General features: G+C 42.3%; 16 protein-coding genes. 6 read left to right on the top strand and 10 right to left on the bottom strand.

The annotated features are described in order from the left end of the window. Positions 1 to 2: 2 nt before the first annotated feature. The 4 genes from asnS to pyrH form a co-directional block, all read right to left on the bottom strand. On the bottom strand, positions 3 to 1,436 hold the full coding sequence (gene asnS / locus BUC10_RS10065) for an asparagine--tRNA ligase (RefSeq protein ID WP_073179115.1): 1,434 nt from the start codon (positions 1,434 to 1,436) through the stop codon (positions 3 to 5). Between the two features lie 87 nt (positions 1,437 to 1,523). Continuing rightward, entirely contained in the window at positions 1,524 to 3,920 is a 2,397-nt protein-coding gene (locus BUC10_RS10060; RefSeq protein ID WP_073179113.1) for an efflux RND transporter permease subunit, read from the bottom strand. 75 nt (positions 3,921 to 3,995) lie between these two features. Further along, complete coding sequence (gene frr, locus BUC10_RS10055; protein WP_073179111.1) at positions 3,996 to 4,550, bottom strand: ribosome recycling factor; 555 nt, start codon at positions 4,548 to 4,550, stop codon at positions 3,996 to 3,998. A gap of 42 nt (positions 4,551 to 4,592) precedes the next feature. Continuing rightward, the gene (gene pyrH / locus BUC10_RS10050; RefSeq protein ID WP_073180068.1) at positions 4,593 to 5,300 is read right to left on the bottom strand and encodes a UMP kinase; all 708 of its coding nucleotides are present in this window, start codon (positions 5,298 to 5,300) and stop codon (positions 4,593 to 4,595) included. Between the two features lie 163 nt (positions 5,301 to 5,463). On the opposite strand from pyrH, the gene BUC10_RS10045 reads away from it, so the two are divergent. Genes BUC10_RS10045 through BUC10_RS10030 form a run of 4 tightly spaced genes read left to right on the top strand, consistent with a single transcriptional unit; the run spans position 5,464 to position 8,558 of the window. Beyond that, positions 5,464 to 6,015, top strand: coding sequence for an RNA polymerase sigma factor (locus BUC10_RS10045; RefSeq protein ID WP_116465771.1), 552 nt, complete (start codon positions 5,464 to 5,466; stop codon positions 6,013 to 6,015). A gap of 4 nt (positions 6,016 to 6,019) precedes the next feature. Further along, the gene (locus BUC10_RS10040; RefSeq protein WP_073179107.1) at positions 6,020 to 6,814 is read left to right on the top strand and encodes a HEAT repeat domain-containing protein; all 795 of its coding nucleotides are present in this window, start codon (positions 6,020 to 6,022) and stop codon (positions 6,812 to 6,814) included. A 57-nt stretch (positions 6,815 to 6,871) separates the two neighbouring features. After that, positions 6,872 to 7,738 carry a DUF4097 family beta strand repeat-containing protein gene (locus tag BUC10_RS10035; RefSeq protein WP_073179105.1) on the top strand — a complete coding sequence of 289 codons (867 nt, stop codon included), beginning with the start codon at positions 6,872 to 6,874 and terminating at the stop codon, positions 7,736 to 7,738. 4 nt (positions 7,739 to 7,742) lie between these two features. Continuing rightward, entirely contained in the window at positions 7,743 to 8,558 is an 816-nt protein-coding gene (locus BUC10_RS10030) for a DUF4097 family beta strand repeat-containing protein (protein ID WP_073180066.1), read from the top strand. 66 nt (positions 8,559 to 8,624) lie between these two features. On the opposite strand, the gene tsf is transcribed toward BUC10_RS10030, so the two are convergent. From tsf to rplM, 4 genes are all read right to left on the bottom strand, one after another. Beyond that, the gene (gene tsf / locus BUC10_RS10025) at positions 8,625 to 9,449 is read right to left on the bottom strand and encodes a translation elongation factor Ts (protein WP_073179103.1); all 825 of its coding nucleotides are present in this window, start codon (positions 9,447 to 9,449) and stop codon (positions 8,625 to 8,627) included. Positions 9,450 to 9,505: 56 nt separating this feature from the next. Then, on the bottom strand, positions 9,506 to 10,654 hold the full coding sequence (gene rpsB / locus BUC10_RS10020; protein ID WP_073179101.1) for a 30S ribosomal protein S2: 1,149 nt from the start codon (positions 10,652 to 10,654) through the stop codon (positions 9,506 to 9,508). A gap of 206 nt (positions 10,655 to 10,860) precedes the next feature. Then, positions 10,861 to 11,247, bottom strand: a complete 387-nt coding sequence (gene rpsI, locus BUC10_RS10015) for a 30S ribosomal protein S9 (RefSeq protein WP_073179099.1) — start codon at positions 11,245 to 11,247, stop codon at positions 10,861 to 10,863. Next, entirely contained in the window at positions 11,247 to 11,702 is a 456-nt protein-coding gene (gene rplM, locus BUC10_RS10010; RefSeq protein ID WP_073179096.1) for a 50S ribosomal protein L13, read from the bottom strand. Before rplM ends, rpsI begins: the two co-directional genes overlap by 1 nt. A gap of 247 nt (positions 11,703 to 11,949) precedes the next feature. Here rplM and BUC10_RS10005 point away from each other — a divergent pair, with 247 nt between their 5' ends. Together BUC10_RS10005 and BUC10_RS10000 are read left to right on the top strand one after the other, a co-directional pair. After that, positions 11,950 to 14,601: a DUF5916 domain-containing protein gene (locus tag BUC10_RS10005; RefSeq protein WP_084732616.1), complete on the top strand. Its 2,652-nt coding sequence runs from the start codon at positions 11,950 to 11,952 to the stop codon at positions 14,599 to 14,601. A gap of 72 nt (positions 14,602 to 14,673) precedes the next feature. Continuing rightward, positions 14,674 to 15,171 (top strand): lipocalin family protein, encoded by a 498-nt coding sequence (locus tag BUC10_RS10000; protein WP_073179094.1) that lies wholly within the window; start codon positions 14,674 to 14,676, stop codon positions 15,169 to 15,171. Positions 15,172 to 15,204: 33 nt separating this feature from the next. On the opposite strand, the gene BUC10_RS09995 is transcribed toward BUC10_RS10000, so the two are convergent. Further along, complete coding sequence (locus tag BUC10_RS09995) at positions 15,205 to 16,311, bottom strand: pyridoxal phosphate-dependent aminotransferase (protein ID WP_073179091.1); 1,107 nt, start codon at positions 16,309 to 16,311, stop codon at positions 15,205 to 15,207. Further along, entirely contained in the window at positions 16,311 to 17,222 is a 912-nt protein-coding gene (locus BUC10_RS09990) for a flavin reductase family protein (protein ID WP_073179088.1), read from the bottom strand. The genes BUC10_RS09995 and BUC10_RS09990 overlap by 1 nt, the downstream gene beginning before the upstream one ends. Positions 17,223 to 17,235 lie beyond the last annotated feature (13 nt).

Here is a 17,235-nt window from a genome sequence, read left to right as displayed (position 1 = left end):
AATTAAAACTCCGCATTTTGCGGTGTCCTCGGATAAGGAATAACGTCCCGAATATTTCCCATTCCGGTAGCGAACTGAACCATACGCTCAAATCCGAGTCCAAAACCACTGTGTACGGCTGTACCAAATCTCCTTAGATCTAGATACCACCATAACTCCTTCTCTTCAATTCCCAAGTCACTAATTTTTTGTTGTAGTACCTCCAAACGCTCCTCCCTTTGGGAACCACCTGCAATCTCCCCAATACCGGGAAAGAGAACATCCATGGCCCTTACAGTTTTTCCATCTTCGTTGAGGCGCATGTAAAAGGCCTTGATGTTTGCTGGGTAATCAAAAAGAATTACCGGGCACTTAAAGTGCTTTTCCACCAAAAAACGTTCGTGTTCACTTTGCAAGTCTGCACCCCATTCATCAATTGGGAATTGGAATTTCTTTTTCTTATTGGGTTTACTGTTTCTAAGGATATCAATGGCTTCCGTATAAGTAACTCTTTTAAAATTGTTTTCCACAACAAACTTCAGCTTTTCGATCAATGCCATTTCGGAGCGTTCATTTTGTGGTTTGGATTTCTCTTCATCCAATAATCGCTTTTCCAAAAACTCCAGGTCGTCTTGGCAGTTGTCCAGCACATATGTAACAATTGACTTGATAAAATCCTCCGCCAAATCCATATTGGCATCCAAGTCGTAAAAGGCCATCTCGGGCTCTATCATCCAGAACTCCGCAAGGTGACGGGAGGTGTTGGAATTTTCTGCACGAAAAGTGGGCCCAAAAGTATAGACCTTGCCGAGCCCCATGGCATAAGTTTCGGCTTCCAGCTGGCCAGACACGGTAAGATTGGTTTCTTTTCCAAAGAAGTCCCCAGAATAATCAACTTCTCCTTGTTCATCAACCGGTATGTTTTTTGGTTCCATGGTAGTCACCCTGAACATTTCTCCGGCACCTTCGGCATCCGACCCTGTTATAATAGGCGGATGCATATAGTAGAAATCATTTTTCTGGAAATAACTATGGATGGCGAATGCCAGAGCAGACCTTACCCGCATGACCGCTGAGAAGGTATTGGTCCTAACTCTTAGATGCGCTTTTTCCCTTAAAAACTCCAAAGAATGTTTTTTAGGCTGAATAGGGTAGGTCTCCGGGTCGGCCGTTCCATGTACAAAGACATCGGAAGCTTGGATTTCAACCTGTTGCCCACGACCTTGGCTTTCCACAAGGGTCCCCGTTATCTTGAGTGCCGCACCAGTGGTAATTTGCTTTAACAAGTCCTCACTGAAATTCTCAAAATCGACAACACATTGAACATTGTGTATGGTAGACCCATCATTTAACGCAATAAAGCGATTACTTCTAAAGGTCTTTACCCAACCATTCACTTCAACACTATCTCCTAAAGGTTGCTTGCTTAGCAGTTCTTTTACCGAATACGAGTTCATTTTAACTTCTGATAAATTAAGCGGTAAAGATAGGTTTTTGGACAAAAATGAAGGCAATGCTCCATCCAATAAAAGATGAAAACCCCGCTATTTATCCTTGATGTTGACTTCTTCCCTTGGGAGGATGTCGATCTGTGGTTTTCGAAGCACCTGTTTATTGGCTATACTACGCTCAAGTGAAAGAAGTAAAGATGGTAACAAAACAAGGTTTGCCAGCATGGCAAACAACAAGGTGGCGGATACCAAACCTCCCAAGGCCTTGGTGCCCCCAAAGCTGGAAATGATAAATACGGAGAAACCAAAAAACAACACTATAGAGGTATAGAACATACTAACTCCTGTTTCCCGTAGTGCAGCATAGACCGATTTTTTAATCTGCCAACGATTGGCCGCCAATTCTTGTCGGTATTTGGCCAAAAAGTGAATTGTATCATCCACGGAAATACCAAAGGCAATACTAAACACCAGAATTGTTGATGGTTTTATGGGCACACCGAGATATCCCATCAGCCCAGCTGTAATAACTAAAGGCAATAAATTGGGGACCAGGGAGATAATTATCATTCTGAATGACCGGAACAGATAGGCCATGAACAAGGAAATAAGGCCAATGGCCAATGCGAGGGAAAGCAACAGGTTTTTTACCAAATACCTCGTTCCTTTTAAAAAGAGGAGGGCCTTTCCCGTCATAAAAACACTGTACCGTTCGGAAGGAAAAAATTTGGAAATGGATTCTTGGACATCCTGCTCTATTTCTTCCATGCGTTCTATTTTTACATCGCGCATAAAAGTGGTAACCCTGGCCGTTTGGCCAGTACTATCCACAAAACTTTCCAATAAATCGCTATCTCCCGAGGATTTCCTGGCCACATCCATGATAAAAGTGTTTTCCTGGGATGTGGGTAATTGATAATATTTTGGAATGCCATTGTAAAATGCCTGCTTGGAGTATTTTACCAAATTGACAACAGAAATGGGCTTGGATAGTTCTGGGATTTCATCGATAACGGTTCCAAGGCGGTCTATGCGTTTTAGGGTAGCAGGTTTTGTGGCCCCGTTCTTTCTTTTGGTATCCACCACAATTTCCATCGGCATAATCCCATCGAACTCCTCTTCAAAGAAACGGATGTCCTTGAAGTAATGGGTGTTTTTTGGTAGGTCTTCTATCCGGCTACCGGTGATTTTGATTTGATAAATCCCAATAATGCTCAATACCAAAACAATTACAGAAGTAATATAGACTCCGATCCGATGGTGCCTAACCATACGTTCCATCCAACTCACAAAAATGTCTATCCATTTTTTGTTCAAATGTTTTAGGTGCTTGGTTTTTGGAAGGGGCATGAAACTATAGAGAATCGGGATAATCAGCAGGGATAGAATAAAAATTCCCACAATGTTGATGGATGCAACGATACCAAATTCTTTGAGCAAGTCACTATCTAGGATAATGAAGGTGGCAAAACCGGAAGCTGTGGTAATGTTGGTCATCAAGGTGGCATTACCAATTTTAGAAATGACACGTTGTAAGGAAAGCGCCTGATTTCCGTGTTTTTTTACTTCTTGCTGATATTTGTTGATGAGAAAAATGCAGTTGGGGATACCTATTACGATTATCAATGGCGGAATCAAGGCGGTGAGAATGGTTATCTCATAACGGAACAGTCCCAAAATTCCAAAGGCCCACATTACCCCTATGATCACAACAAACATGGAAATGAAAGTTGCACGGAAACTTCTAAAGAAAAAGAAGAAGATTATGGAGGTTACCAACAGGGCGGCTCCGATAAATATTCCTATTTCATCAACTATGGACTTGGTATTCCAAGTTCTGATGTAGGGCATCCCCGAAACACGCACATCCAGATTGGTCTCATCCTCAAAATTTTGAACGAGATCGCCAAGGTCGTTCAGAATAAATTCGTTCCGAACCGCTGTGTTCATAATATCCTTATCCAAGTAGATAATGGTTTGGATAGTGCCACTTTCCGGGTTGTAAATTAGATTGTCGTAAAAAGGGAGTTCTTCGAACAGATGGTGCGTCAACTCATCAATCTTGTCCTTGGTTTTTGGCTCCTCCTTAATAAAAGGTTCCATGACAAATACCTGTCGCTCGTTGTCCTTTTTTAAAACCTTTAAATTATCGGTGGAAACTACGTAATCGATTTCTGGAAATGCCTCCAGTTGTTTGCTGAGCTTGTTCCAACGATTGAATTTACTTGGCGTAAACAATGATGAATCCCGGATAGCCAAGACTATAGCATTTCCTTCCTCACCAAAAATACTTTTAAAGGCATTATACTGTATGGTGGCCGGATGGTCATCTGGAAGAATATTGGCCTCCGTATTGGAGAACTGCATATTTTTCCATTGCATTGCCAAAAAGACGGTAAAGGCCGCAACGCCCAAAAGAATCAGGATTCTGTTACGAAGAATAATACGGGCCACAAGGGGCCAAAATCCTTTTGTGAACTTTGCTACCATCTCATTTTTATTGGCCGCAAAGGTAGAAAATGATAAGCTGTGTTCCTAAGGAAAACCAAGGGGGAATACTGGAAATTAAACCTTCATGATTTCAGCTTCCTTCACGGAGAGAATGGAATCTACTTTTTTGATAAAAGTATCCGTGAGTTCTTGAACATCGACTTCGGCGTTGCTCAGTAAATCTTCCGAAATTTCCAATTTCTTGAGCTCTTTGTTGGCATCTTGCCTGGCGTTTCGAATACTAACCTTGGCATCTTCAGCTTCAGACTTGGCCTGTTTTACCAACTGGATTCTTCGTTCCTCTGTCAGCGGAGGCACGTTGATGATGATCATTTCGCCATTGTTCATCGGGTTAAAGCCCAGATTGGAATTCATGATAGCGGTCTCAATTTCTTGAAGAAGGGATTTTTCCCAGGGCTGCACTGAAATAGTACGTGCATCTGGGGTATTAATGTTGGAAACCTGCGAAAGCGGCGTTGGAGAACCATAATATTCCACCATTACGGTGGAAAGCATAACAGGACTTGCTTTACCGGCACGAATTTTTACCAGGGCTTTTTCCAAATGGGAAATACCACCATCCATGCTCTCTTTTGTTGTGTCCAGTATAAAACTAACTTCTTCGTTCATAATAGTAATTTTTAACGCTTGGCTTCAAATGTTGTACCAAAATTAGATGTTGACCACGGTTCCGATATTCTCCCCCGATACAATTCGCATCAAATTACCCCTTGTGTTCATGTCAAAAACTACAATTGGGAGTTCGTTTTCCTGACTTAAGGTAAAAGCAGTGGTATCCATAACTTTCAACCCCTTGGAAAGCACATCGTTGAAGGAAATCTTATCAAATTTGGTCGCTGTTTTATCTTTTTCAGGGTCAGATGTATAAATTCCGTCTACTCTGGTGCCTTTAAGGATTACATCCGCCTTAATTTCTATAGCGCGCAAAACCGCGGCTGAATCTGTAGTGAAATAGGGGTTGCCCGTACCACCGCCAAAAATAACCACTCTACCCTTTTCCAAATGCCGTATGGCCCTTCGTCGGATAAAAGGCTCTGCCACCTCATTGATCTTGATGGCCGATTGCAACCTGGTTTCCACACCTTGTAGTTCCAAAGCACTTTGCAATGCCAACCCATTGATTACCGTTGCCAACATTCCCATATGGTCGCCCTGAACCCTGTCCATTCCCTGGCTGGCACCGGAGAGTCCCCTAAAAATGTTGCCTCCGCCTATAACGATGGCCACTTCAACACCTTTTCCGATGACCGATTTGATATCTTCCGCGTATTCCGCCAAACGTTTGGCATCGATTCCGTACTGTTGTTCACCCATCAGGGCTTCACCACTAAGCTTTAATAAAATTCTTTTGTACTGCATTGAGGATTTGTTGAAGTCCGGACAAAAATAATCAAAATTATTTATGGGGAATTGCCCAAAAATAGGATGATTTCCCCTCAAATTGAATAAAAAAACCATAGCTTTTGTAACCTTTTGTAAAATCGCCAGTATATCCTTCAACAAGCCTAAAAATACCATCAAATTGCACGACCTAACCGACAAAGCACTTATGCTAAAAGTGAAATCTGGAGACCTGGATAAACTGGGGTTGTTATATGAGCGCCATAAGAAGCGGCTTTTCGGTTTCTTTTACAACCTGGGAAATAATCCATCCATTAGTGAGGATTTGGTGCAAAATGTATTTGTTAGGATGATGAAATATAGGGGGTCCTATACGGGCGAGGGTTCATTTACGGCTTGGATGTTCCGTATGGCCCGGAATATTAACTATGACCACCATCAAAAAGCATCCAAGTTTAGGATTACGTCGGGAATTGCACCTGAGGAAGTGCAAATGGAAGCAGAGGGTCTATCGGATGGATTAGAAAAAGAAGAGGATACCAGAATATTGAACAGGGCGATGGCCAAGTTGTCCCAAAATGAAAGAGAAGTTTTGGTATTGAGCAAGTACCGGGAACTAAAATTCAGGGAAATAGGTGAAATTTTAGGGTGTTCCGAGGGTGCAGCAAAAGTAAGGGTACATCGGGCACTTAAGGAATTAAAAAGAACATTTTTAGAATTGGAAATAGTTTAATGTGATGGACAAGGAACAATTTGAAATACAGGCAATGGAATATCTGTCAGGGGCAATGACGGATGAAAGAAAGTTGGACTTTGAGAAGTTTATTGGAGAGCATCCCAATTTCAAAATTGAATTGCAGGAATTACAGGACACTCTGGAAATGGTAAAGACAATGGACGCCCCTGAACCAAGTGCCAAAATGGACACAGTTTTCTTTTCAAGCTTATCCGAGGAGATTGGCAGGCAAAAAGCCAAGCAAATCGACATCGGTTTCCTGAGGTATCTATGGCCAGTTCAAAAATCGCAATGGATTTTGGGCCTAGTTGTGCTTTGCCTTGGATTGGCCATTGGGTATTTACTCAATGATCAAAAAGGTCCTGAGCCAATTGAAGTAGTCACCCAAGATGATGAGACGGAAAGTATGCGGCAGAAATTGGTCTTGACCCTTTTGGAACAACCTTCAGCCAATCAACGGTTGCAGGGTGTAAGTGAGGCCAATAAGTTTGAGGAGGCTGATGAGATTGTAATACGTGCCTTGCTCCAGACCTTAAACAATGACTCCAATGTAAATGTTAGGCTGGCGGCCATAGAATCCTTGACGAATTACGTGGACAGGCCAGAGGTGCGTCAAGGTTTAGTGCAATCCATTCCCAATCAAGAATCACCGATTCTTCAGATTACCCTGGCCAATTTAATGGTAGCCCTTCAGGAAAAAGCCTCGGTAGAACCATTTAAAGAATTGCTCAAGGAAAAGAAATTGGATACTACGGTGAAGAAAAAGCTTCAGAATTCAATAGAATCAATAATCTAGTTTATTTATCAATCGCCCAATCGGGCAAAATCAAATCACGAACAGTTAAATTTTAACATGATGAAACAGTTAGTTTTAGGAATGGCACTGATTTTTTTGATCAGTGTGCCGGGCTGCACGGCCCAAGAAACGGAATTCACGGAGGTGATAAAAAAGGAAATCCAAATGGGGAACCAAAACGGCAACACCTTAGTGGTAAAAAATGTTTTTGGCTCAGTTAGCGTGGAAGGGTACAATGGTAATACCATACAACTGGATGCTGAAAAAACGATTACCGCTGACACCAAAGAGGAACTGGAATTGGGAAAAAAAGAGCTTAAGCTCAACATTATTGAGGAATCTAATAGGGTGGTATTGCATCCGGATGCACCTTACATTGACTTTGATGGTAAAAACTTAAAGTATAATTGGTGCAATAACCATGATGAACCATCTTATGAACATGTGCTAAACATTAAAATTAAGGTTCCCAATAAGCTTAAGCTGAATATAAGTACGGTCAATAATGGTGAGGTTGTGATAAAAGAAACCCGTGGGACTGATATAAAAGCGGAAAACATAAATGGGGGAATTGCCCTAACCAATGTAACTGGAAAAACCAAGGTGCACTGCATTAACGGTGCTGTGGATATCAGCTATGCTGATAATCCCAATAGTGCTTCGGAGTACTATTCACTTAATGGGGATATCAATATCTCCTATCAGAAGAGCCTATCTGCAAATATTTCATTTAAAAGCATGAATGGGGAGATGTTCACGGATTTTGAGGTGAACAAACAATTTATGCGGACCAAGAAAAAAACCGGGAAAGGAAATAAGCCCAAATACAAATACGAAGCTCGACCGGTTGTACAGATTGGCTCTGGAGTGGTTGACTTCGATTTTGAAACGTTGAACGGAAATGTGTTTATCAAAAAAATATAAGGTTATGAAAAAGTTGAATATGCTAGGTATCGTTATGGCCTTTTTGTTTGCCCATAGTCTAATGGGGCAGGAGAAGAGCATGGATTTATTTACCATCCCGCTAAGCAATCCTGGGAGTCCCGGGAAACTTGTTATTGAACAGGTAACGGGCTCTATCCATGTGGAGGCCTATGAAGGTACGGAAGTGGTCGTTAAGGCAAGTTTTGGCGATGGACGTGGTCATCATCGGACAAAAGGAGGCACCTCTGGACTTAAAAGAATCCAAAACTCCTCCATGGATATCAGTGCCGAAGAGAAAAACAATGTGGTTGTTGTAGACAATGACCAGGTAAACAAGGTTACTGATCTTGAGGTCAAGGTGCCCAAGAACTTTTCATTGAAGCTGGGAACGATTAATGAGGGTGAGATTTCCGTAAAGGGTATCAACGGAGAGATGGAAATTACAAACGTCAATGGAGGGATCACCATGGAGGCCGTCAGTGGTTCTGCTACAACCGATACGGTTAATGGAGACATTAAGGTCGATTTCATTACGATCGACCAAAATGCGAATATGGCCTTTAGCAGTTTAAATGGTGATTTGGATATTACGTTTCCAAGCTCTTTAAAAGCTGATGTAAAGGCCAAGACCGATATGGGCGATATTTTTACTGATTTTGATATGCAGGTGGGCTCCAATCAACCAGAAATTAAAAAGAATAATTCCGGAGGGACCTACAAGGTGCAATTGGAGCAGTGGGTTAGGGGCAAGATCAATGGAGGTGGACCCGAGATGCTGTTTAAGACCTTTAATGGTAATATTCTTATAAAATCGAAATAGATTAGTTTTCATGCATAAAAAAACCGCCTCAACTGAGGCGGTTTTTTTATTTGTACACTAGTTTTCTTAACCCAAAGCCACTCTCTGGAATCCAGTAACCTCAAGGTTGGAATCCACTGACTTAACATATTGGGCAACACTTTGCTTGCTGTCTTTAATGAAAGCTTGGTTCACTAAAGTGTTGTCTTTGAAGAAACGCTTCAATTTTCCTTTGGCAATGTTTTCCAACATGGCTTCCGGCTTTCCTTCTTGACGTAGTTGATCTTTGGCTATTTCAATTTCTTTGTCAATAACGGACTGATCAACGCCTTCTTCATTCAATGCAACCGGATTCATAGCGGCAGCTTGCATAGCTACATCCTTGGCAGCTGTGGCGGCACCATCAACTGCAGCAGACAAACCTACCAAAGTAGCGATTTTGTTTCCTGCGTGAATATAAGAACCTACAAAAGGAGCACTCAATTTTTCAAATCCACCAATCTCGATTTTCTCTCCGATAACCCCTGTCTGCTCTGTAAGTTTTTCGGCAACCGTCATTCCGTTGAAGGAAGCAGCTAGAAAAGCATCTTTGCTGTCAAAACCAAGGGCCAAATCGGCCAAGTCATTGGCCAATGTTACAAAGCTGTCGTTCTTGGCAACAAAATCGGTTTCACAATTCAAGGAGATGATAACCCCAGTTGAATTTTCTGCATTGACCTTAGCGATGGCCGCACCTTCGGCAGATTCTCTATCCGCTCTTTTAGCAGCTACCTTTTGTCCTTTTTTCCTAAGGATCTCAATTGCTTTTTCAAAATCACCATCAGCCTCAACCAACGCATTTTTGCAGTCCATCATTCCAGCTCCGGTGGTCTTTCTTAATTTATTTACTTCTGCGGCGGTAATTTTTGCCATTTTTTCTTTTTTTAAAATTTATGTAAAGTAAAACACGTTAAATAAGATGGGTTGATTTATTCAACTCCACCTTTAGCGTTGTCTTGCCATTCTTTTAGCTCATCCCATTTTCCGTCAGCGGCCATTTGCGCTTGCTTTGGCCAAGAAGTTGGATCTAGATGGGCCATTCTTGAACTCGCCTCCGTCAAAATCTCCTTGATTTTTTCAGGGTCGGCCTTTGCAAGTTTGGCAAAGGTGTCAATTCCCTTGTTTACCAAGGCTTCGGCTGCCTTTGGTCCAGCTCCCTCTATTTTGGTAAGGTCATCCGCTTTTTCCGCTTTTGGCTCTGCTTTGGCCTTCACAGGTGCCTCTTCTACTTTTTCCTCAACGGGAGCCTCAGCTTTTTCTGCTTTTGGAGCCGGAGCTTCTTTTTTAGGCTCAGCTGCTTCCTTTGCCTCTACAGGAGCGGCCGCTTTGGCAGCTGGAGCCTCAGCTTCAGTTGTCGCCTTGGCTTCTTTTTCTTCCTGTTTGTCGTTCTTGCGCTCTGACAAACCATCTGCTACAGCCTGGGTAACCTCGGTCATGATCGCTTCAATGGATTTACCAGCATCATCATTGGCTGGAATCACATAATCGATAGGTCTTGGATCAGAGTTGGTGTCCACCATGGCAAAAATTGGAATGTTCAATTTTTGTGCTTCTTTAACTGCGATATGCTCTCTCATGGTGTCAACAATAAAGATTGCACCTGGCAAACGGGTCATGTCAGCAATGGAACCTAAGTTTTTTTCCAATTTGGCACGAAGACGATCAACTTGAAGTCTTTCTTTTTTGGAAAGTGTGTTGAACGTACCGTCCTTTTTCATGCGATCAATAGCGGCCATTTTCTTAACCGCCTTACGTATGGTAACGAAGTTGGTCAACATACCACCTGGCCATCTTTCCGTAATGTAAGGCATGTTTACTTTGGATACTTTATCCGCAACAATGTCCTTGGCTTGTTTCTTAGTGGCAACGAAAAGGATTTTTCGGCCAGAAGCTGCAATCTTTTTTAGGGCCTCATTGGCCTCATCCAATTTTGCAACTGTTTTGTAAAGGTTGATAACGTGGATACCGTTTCGCTCCATGTAGATATAAGGAGACATGTTGGGGTTCCACTTTCTTGTGAGGTGTCCAAAATGCACACCTGCTTCCAATAAGTCTTTGACTTCGATTTTACTTGCCATTTCTGTAATTAGTTTACGTTCCGTTGTAGTAGCAATGGTCCGGTGGTTGCAAAAACATGCGCGCCCTTACCATTTAGATGCTAAACTAAATTCCAAAAGTTCGTTTTTTCCTTTTGGAACAACGACAACTTGGTTAAAAATTTAACCCTGAAAAAATATCCAGGGTTTTCAATGAACTTATATAATAGGTGCTAGCACCTGAAATATTAACGCTTAGAGAACTGGAATTTCTTACGGGCTTTCTTTTGACCGAATTTCTTCCTTTCTACCATTCTTGGGTCTCTGGTCAATAAACCTTCTGGCTTAAGAACAGCTCTGTTTTCCTCATTAATTTCGCACATCGCTCTGGACAAGGCCAAACGAACTGCCTCGGCCTGACCAGTGATTCCACCGCCGTATACATTTACTTTAACATCGTAACTGTCTTCAGTGTCGGTCAAGGCAAAAGGTTGCTTCACTTTGTACTGCAGGGTTGCGGTGGTGAAGTAGTCCTTTAAATCTTTTTTATTGATGGTGATGTTCCCTTTTCCTTCGGAAACATATACTCTAGCTACAGCAGTTTTTCTTCTACCAATCTTATGAACCACTTCCATTATTTAAAGTCGTTTAAGTTTATTGCTTTAGGTTTCTGTGCCTCTTGACCATGATCAGGTCCAGCATATACTTTTAGGTTTCTGAACAAATCAGCTCCCAATCTATTTTTTGGAAGCATTCCTTTGATGGATTTTTCAACAATACGCTCTGGGTTTCTGTCCAACAACTCTTTTGCGGTTGTGGAGCGTTGACCTCCAGGGTATCCAGTATACCTCAAATATTCTTTGTCCTCCCACTTGTTTCCGCTCAGGTTGATTTTTTCTGCATTAATAACAATAACATTATCACCACAGTCTACGTGCGGGGTAAAATTGGGCTTGTGTTTACCTCTAAGCAACTTGGCTACTTTTGAAGCCATTCTTCCTAATGTTTGTCCCTCAGCATCAACCAATAACCATTGTTTGTCAACGGTAGATTTATTGGCAGAAATAGTCTTATAACTTAATGTGTCCACTCCTAGAATATTATTGATTTAAAAACCTATCCCGAATAACGGGCTGCAAATGTACAATTATTAGATTGAATTACAAATGGTTGATCGGGAATATTTTTGACTTTTTCCAGTCAGGGTAAAACCGCACCCAATCCGAAATCAAAAGTGATGGTTTTTATGTTAAAATCTGGGCAAAGATAATAAGAAGTGTAACTGTTTGGATTTTTGGCGGTCTTTACTTCAACGAATCAATCAAAAACAAATCACGGTGAACAGACTAATCATCTTTATCCCTTTGTTCTGTATTTCCTTTTTTTTATGTGCTCAGGATTCAACTACAGTGGTTCCAAAGAAGATTTATGTTACCAAGCCCATAGGGGAGGAACAGCCCCCAACGGTTGATGGGCTGTTGAACGACCCTGTTTGGGACCTTGTCGAATGGGCCGGTGACTATATAGAATTCCAACCTGATGAGAATACACCTCCAGAGCAGCAAACCAAGTTTAAGATTGTTTACGACAGCAAAAATCTATATATAGGAGTACGATGTTATGATGGGGAACCGGACAAAATTGAAAAGCGACTTTCCCGGAGAGATGGTTTTGAAGGGGATTGGGTGGAATTTAATATAGATAGTTATCACGATAAACGCACCGCTTTTTCATTTACTACAACAGTGTCTGGTGTCAAAGGGGATGAGTTTGTTTCGAATAACGGAAATAACTGGGATTCTAGTTGGAACCCCATTTGGTATACCAAGACCAATGTGGATGCAGAGGGTTGGACGGCCGAATTTCGGATTCCCCTAAGTCAACTCAAATTTGGGGCAGAAGAAGACCAAGTTTGGGGACTGCAATCTACCAGAAGGATATTCCGAGCCGAGGAACGATCATTGTGGCAGCGAAAACCTATAGATCAGCCAGGTTGGGTGAGCGAGTTTGGAGAGCTACACGGGCTGAAGAATATAGAGCCTCAGAAGCAACTGGAAATTCAACCGTATACTGTTACAAGCGGGGAAACCTATGAAGCAGAAGAAGGCAACCCCTTTAGGGATGGGAACGAGAGCGATTTTACGGTTGGTCTGGATGCCAAGATTGGCGTCACCAATGACCTTACCCTAGACCTAACGGTAAACCCAGATTTCGGTCAGGTCGAAGCAGACCCATCTGCCATTGCCTTGGACGGATTCCAAATTTTCTTTAGGGAACAACGTCCATTTTTCGTGGAAAACAAAAACATATTTGATTTCAACCTTTCCCAATCCGAGGCGGGTAACACTTTTGGTTTTGATAATGTTTTCTATTCCAGACGAATTGGAAGAAGTCCCCAAGGTTCACCAGATACTGAGGACACCGATTTTGTGGAACAGCCGGACAATACTCCAATCGTAGGGGCGGCCAAATTCAGTGGAAAGACCAAAAATGGATGGGCTATTGGGGTTTTGGAAAGTGTCACCGCAAAACGCTATGCTACAGTCCGCGAAGAAAATGGCGATGAGTATAGGGAAGTGGTGGAGCCCTTGACCAACTATTTTGTAGGACGACTTCAAAAGGATTTTAACAATAGGAACTCCTATATAGGTGGAATTTTCACAGCGACCAATAGGGACAACTTAACCCAAGAACTGGATTTTCTGCATAAGTCGGCATTTACTGGTGGGGTGGACTTTAAACACCAATGGAACAATCGTGATTGGTATCTTGAAGGTAACCTCATCCTAAGTCATGTCCAGGGAAGTACGGAAGCTATAACAAATACCCAAGAATCCATAACCCATTTGTTCCAAAGAGAAGGGGCGGATCATGTTGAAATAGATTCAGATAGAACCTCCCTGACAGGAAGCGGGGGTAACCTTCAGATCGGGAAGATAGGAAACGGACATTGGCGATTTGAATCCGGTGGTACCTGGCGTTCCCCTGAACTGGAGTTGAACGACATTGGGTTTCAGCGCCAAGCGGACGATATAAGGCATTACACATGGATTGGCTATCAAACCCTTAAACCCGACAGTACCTTTAGACGGGTAGGGATTAACTATAACCATTGGAGCGCATGGGATTTTGGAGGTAATCATAATTATTTGCAATTCAATACCAATAGTTGGCAAAATTGGAAGAACAATTGGTTTACAAATTTTGGATTCAATTATGCACCTATCCAATATGACAATTTTGCGCTACGGGGAGGACCTAGATTACGCCAGTCGCCATGGATAAGCTTTTGGAACAGTATCAACACAGACAGCAGAAAAAAGGTGGTATTTCGCTTTTTTCACAATGGTAGAAAAGCGGTTGACAATTCCTTTAAGTCTTATTTTGTGGAAGCAGGCCTAACCTATCAGCCCATAAACGCATTGCGCATATCTGCCTTTCCTTCCTTGCGCATCAACAATGACGGGTTGCAATACATTGACAATTTTGACGATGTTAATGGGGCAACACGGTATCTAAATGGTGAAATCAGCCAGCGTACGTTGAGCATGTCGTTTCGATTGAATTATACCATCAATCCAAATTTGACGATACAGTATTGGGGGCAACCGTTTATATCAAGAGGAAGGTATTCTAATTTTAAACATGTTTCCAATCCAACTGCAAAGTACTTCGAAGATCGTTTTACCCCATATACAGCCAATCAACTGACCCTTGCTGACGGCACTTATTCGGTTGATGAGGACTTGAGTGGCACTGAGGATTTCAGTTTTGATGATCCTGATTTTTCAGCGGTGCAGTTTCGGTCCAATTTGGTGATTCGATGGGAGTACATACCTGGTTCGGAGATTTTTCTAGTGTGGTCCCAAGATGTTTCGCGCGATGGAGATCCTTCCTCAGGGCTATTGTCTGGTTTGGGGGATAATATTTTCGGACAGAAACCACAGAACATCTTTCTGCTCAAGGCCACCTATAGATTTGTGCTGTAGCCACTTGGCGAACTATTGCACTAATTTTGGGTTTTTTCCGTTATTCCGATAGGATTTCTAAATCTACCCCAAATGAAGAAGTATATATTGCTACTGTTTTATGTCGCCACAATTGCCTTTTCCTGTTCTGAGGATAACAACTCTGATGATACGCCAGCCGAATCCGATGGTCTTGTCGGTACGTGGTTGTTGACGGATATTCGCATTGATGCTGGGACAAATGATGACGATTTAAATTTTGCCAAACAGATTCTTGGTTTTTTGCAAGGAATTGACTGCGAATTGATAACATTCACCTTTAACGAAAGCGGTACCTTGGATACCGATAGTAAGGTAGATCACCTATCCATTAATGTTGGAACAGGAGGTTTGGATATTCCATGTCCTACCGAAGTGGATGAAGAGTCTGCCCTATGGGTGTTGAATGGCGACCAGCTCACCATCTCCAAAGAAGGGGAGGCCGATGAGGCATTTACCATCGAATTGGATGGAAATACGCTTATTGTGCCGGGCGAAAGTGTAGATGCAAATAACTATGCTGGTGCGGATGCTGTATTTACGAGACAGTAGTACCCTGCCAGAAAGGATAAAAGGCCCCGTAATTTAATTGCGGGGCTTTATTTTTTCCAAAGCGCTCACCAAGGCCTTATTGGCCTCTTCATCGCCGATGGTGATCCTTACCTTGCCGGGAGCACCAAATTGTGACACAGGACGTACCATGACCCCTTCCTCCATTAAAAAATCCGTGAATTCAAATTCTGGTAGGGGTGGGTCTATCAGGAAAAAGTTGGCTTGTGTGGGCCAAAACCTAATACCCAACCTCTGAAATGCATTAGCCAGATAGTTACGCCCTTCTAAAACGGTCGTAACAGTCTTGTCGATGAACGCTATGTCTTCCAAGGCCCCAATTCCGGCTTCAATAGATGTAATAGGCAAGAGAAAGGGCTTGTGTATTTGTCTTATATATTGGGCAATTTTTTGAGTGGAGTAACAATATCCGATTCGCTGCCCGGCCAAACCATAGGTCTTGGAAAAACTGTTGATACCTACGATATTTCGCCTTTCTTTTACATAGTCAAGAGCCGTAGCATAGTCTTCCGCATCAGCAAAATGCCGGTACACCTCGTCATATACCACAAGAATATTATCTGGGATGCTGTTAAAAAATGCATCTAAAATAGATTTTGGAATATAGGAACCCGTAGGGTTATTGGGACTGGTCAGGAATATTATTTTGGTGCGGTCCGTAATCGCATTGCAAATTCCATCCAAGTCAAATCTATAATCCGGTTCCAGGAGGGGAACATCCACCTGTTGTGCCCCATACCACCTTGAAAACACGGAATAGGGTAAAAAACAGGGGTTGGAATAGATCACTTCATCTCCTTCTTGGATAAAGGCCCTAAGAATCATATCAATAAGCTCCGAACCACTATTGCCACAAATAAACTGGTCTTCGGTTAGTTGATTGTTGAAATCTTTTACGAGCGCTTCGCGTAAACGAATATCCGTTTGGTCCGGATAAATGTCCAACTTTTCAATAGCCTTGATGATGGCCAATTTGGCCTTAGGGGACTGTCCTATAGGATTCTCATTGGATGAGAGCTTATAGATTTTCTTCCCTTTGTCGGTGGGTAAGCCCTTGCCTCCTTCATAAGCTTTTTTGGGTTGTAGATATGGCTTGAAAATAGACTCTATTCCTTTGCTCATTAAGCTATTTTTTCTGCGTACATCAATACTGCCATTGCCTTTTCGGTATGATTTTCCTTTAAAATTTGCTGGGCCAACCAATGCAGCTCTTTCTGTAGTTTTTTAGGATTCGATTTAAGTTTCTTTTCCAGCATTAAGACTTCATCGCCTTTTCCGATGGAATCGATCAATTCGTCCGACGGTAGTTGTTCCATGTTTCCCAGACGACCAAGATTGTTCCCGGTAAGTACCGTGCTGTTCCTTACGCTTTCAGGTAGGTTGTCCACGCCAATTCCCTTGTTTCGGATTGGTTTCGGTATTTCAAAAAGAGAATCCCCACTTGATCGGGTGTACCAACTACCTCCCATTCGTCCAACTAAATCCAATTTTTTAGGGTCCAGCTTTCCAAGTTCGTCCAAGAAATCTTCACGAATATGCAATAAAACTACCTTGGCTATAATAAGGTTTCCTGCACCAGGAGTGTCGGCAAGCTCAATAACTTGATCCACGGTGCATTCAAAAGAAACCGGTGCCTCGCCAACCCTTGGAGGACGTATTTTTTCACTGGCGACCTCTGTCAATCCGGATTTAAGAAACTCGTTTACCCCTTTGTCGTAGGCCGTGCTGGACAAAGACATCTGTTCCACTATGGGATAATCCACGATATTAACAGCCACTTCAGGAATTTCCTTTATGTTTTGATGGGTATGTTTTAGCGAATTGTCCCGTCCACTCCGAGCCGGAGAAAAGATCATCACTGGCGGATTGGAACTGAATACATTGAAAAAACTAAATGGACTCAAATTTACATTTCCTTCGGCATCAACTGTACTCGCAAAACAGATGGGTCTTGGCGCTACGGCCGTCAACAAATAAGCATGCAGTTCTGGTTGGGGAATGGATAAGGGGTCAATTGTTTTTATACTGGACATTCCTAAGGATTTT

Origin of the sequence: Flagellimonas flava (assembly GCF_900129665.1) — a bacterium.
GTDB classification, from domain to species: domain Bacteria; phylum Bacteroidota; class Bacteroidia; order Flavobacteriales; family Flavobacteriaceae; genus Flagellimonas; species Flagellimonas flava.
This window is presented reverse-complemented; position numbering and strand designations above follow the sequence as displayed.

What these genes read in the sequence shown, in the direction of transcription:
- rpsB (WP_073179101.1), bottom strand. Translation starts at nt 10,654, where the DNA reads ATGGCAAGTAAAATCGAAGTCAAAGACTTATTGGAAGCAGGTGTGCAT.
- frr (WP_073179111.1), bottom strand. Translation starts at nt 4,550, where the DNA reads ATGAACGAAGAAGTTAGTTTTATACTGGACACAACAAAAGAGAGCATG.
- BUC10_RS10030 (WP_073180066.1), top strand. Translation starts at nt 7,743, where the DNA reads ATGAAAAAGTTGAATATGCTAGGTATCGTTATGGCCTTTTTGTTTGCC.
- BUC10_RS09995 (WP_073179091.1), bottom strand. Translation starts at nt 16,311, where the DNA reads ATGAGCAAAGGAATAGAGTCTATTTTCAAGCCATATCTACAACCCAAA.
- pyrH (WP_073180068.1), bottom strand. Translation starts at nt 5,300, where the DNA reads ATGCAGTACAAAAGAATTTTATTAAAGCTTAGTGGTGAAGCCCTGATG.
- BUC10_RS10040 (WP_073179107.1), top strand. Translation starts at nt 6,020, where the DNA reads ATGGACAAGGAACAATTTGAAATACAGGCAATGGAATATCTGTCAGGG.
- BUC10_RS10035 (WP_073179105.1), top strand. Translation starts at nt 6,872, where the DNA reads ATGATGAAACAGTTAGTTTTAGGAATGGCACTGATTTTTTTGATCAGT.
- rpsI (WP_073179099.1), bottom strand. Translation starts at nt 11,247, where the DNA reads ATGGAAGTGGTTCATAAGATTGGTAGAAGAAAAACTGCTGTAGCTAGA.
- asnS (WP_073179115.1), bottom strand. Translation starts at nt 1,436, where the DNA reads ATGAACTCGTATTCGGTAAAAGAACTGCTAAGCAAGCAACCTTTAGGA.
- BUC10_RS10060 (WP_073179113.1), bottom strand. Translation starts at nt 3,920, where the DNA reads ATGGTAGCAAAGTTCACAAAAGGATTTTGGCCCCTTGTGGCCCGTATT.
- tsf (WP_073179103.1), bottom strand. Translation starts at nt 9,449, where the DNA reads ATGGCAAAAATTACCGCCGCAGAAGTAAATAAATTAAGAAAGACCACC.
- BUC10_RS10000 (WP_073179094.1), top strand. Translation starts at nt 14,674, where the DNA reads ATGAAGAAGTATATATTGCTACTGTTTTATGTCGCCACAATTGCCTTT.
- BUC10_RS09990 (WP_073179088.1), bottom strand. Translation starts at nt 17,222, where the DNA reads ATGTCCAGTATAAAAACAATTGACCCCTTATCCATTCCCCAACCAGAA.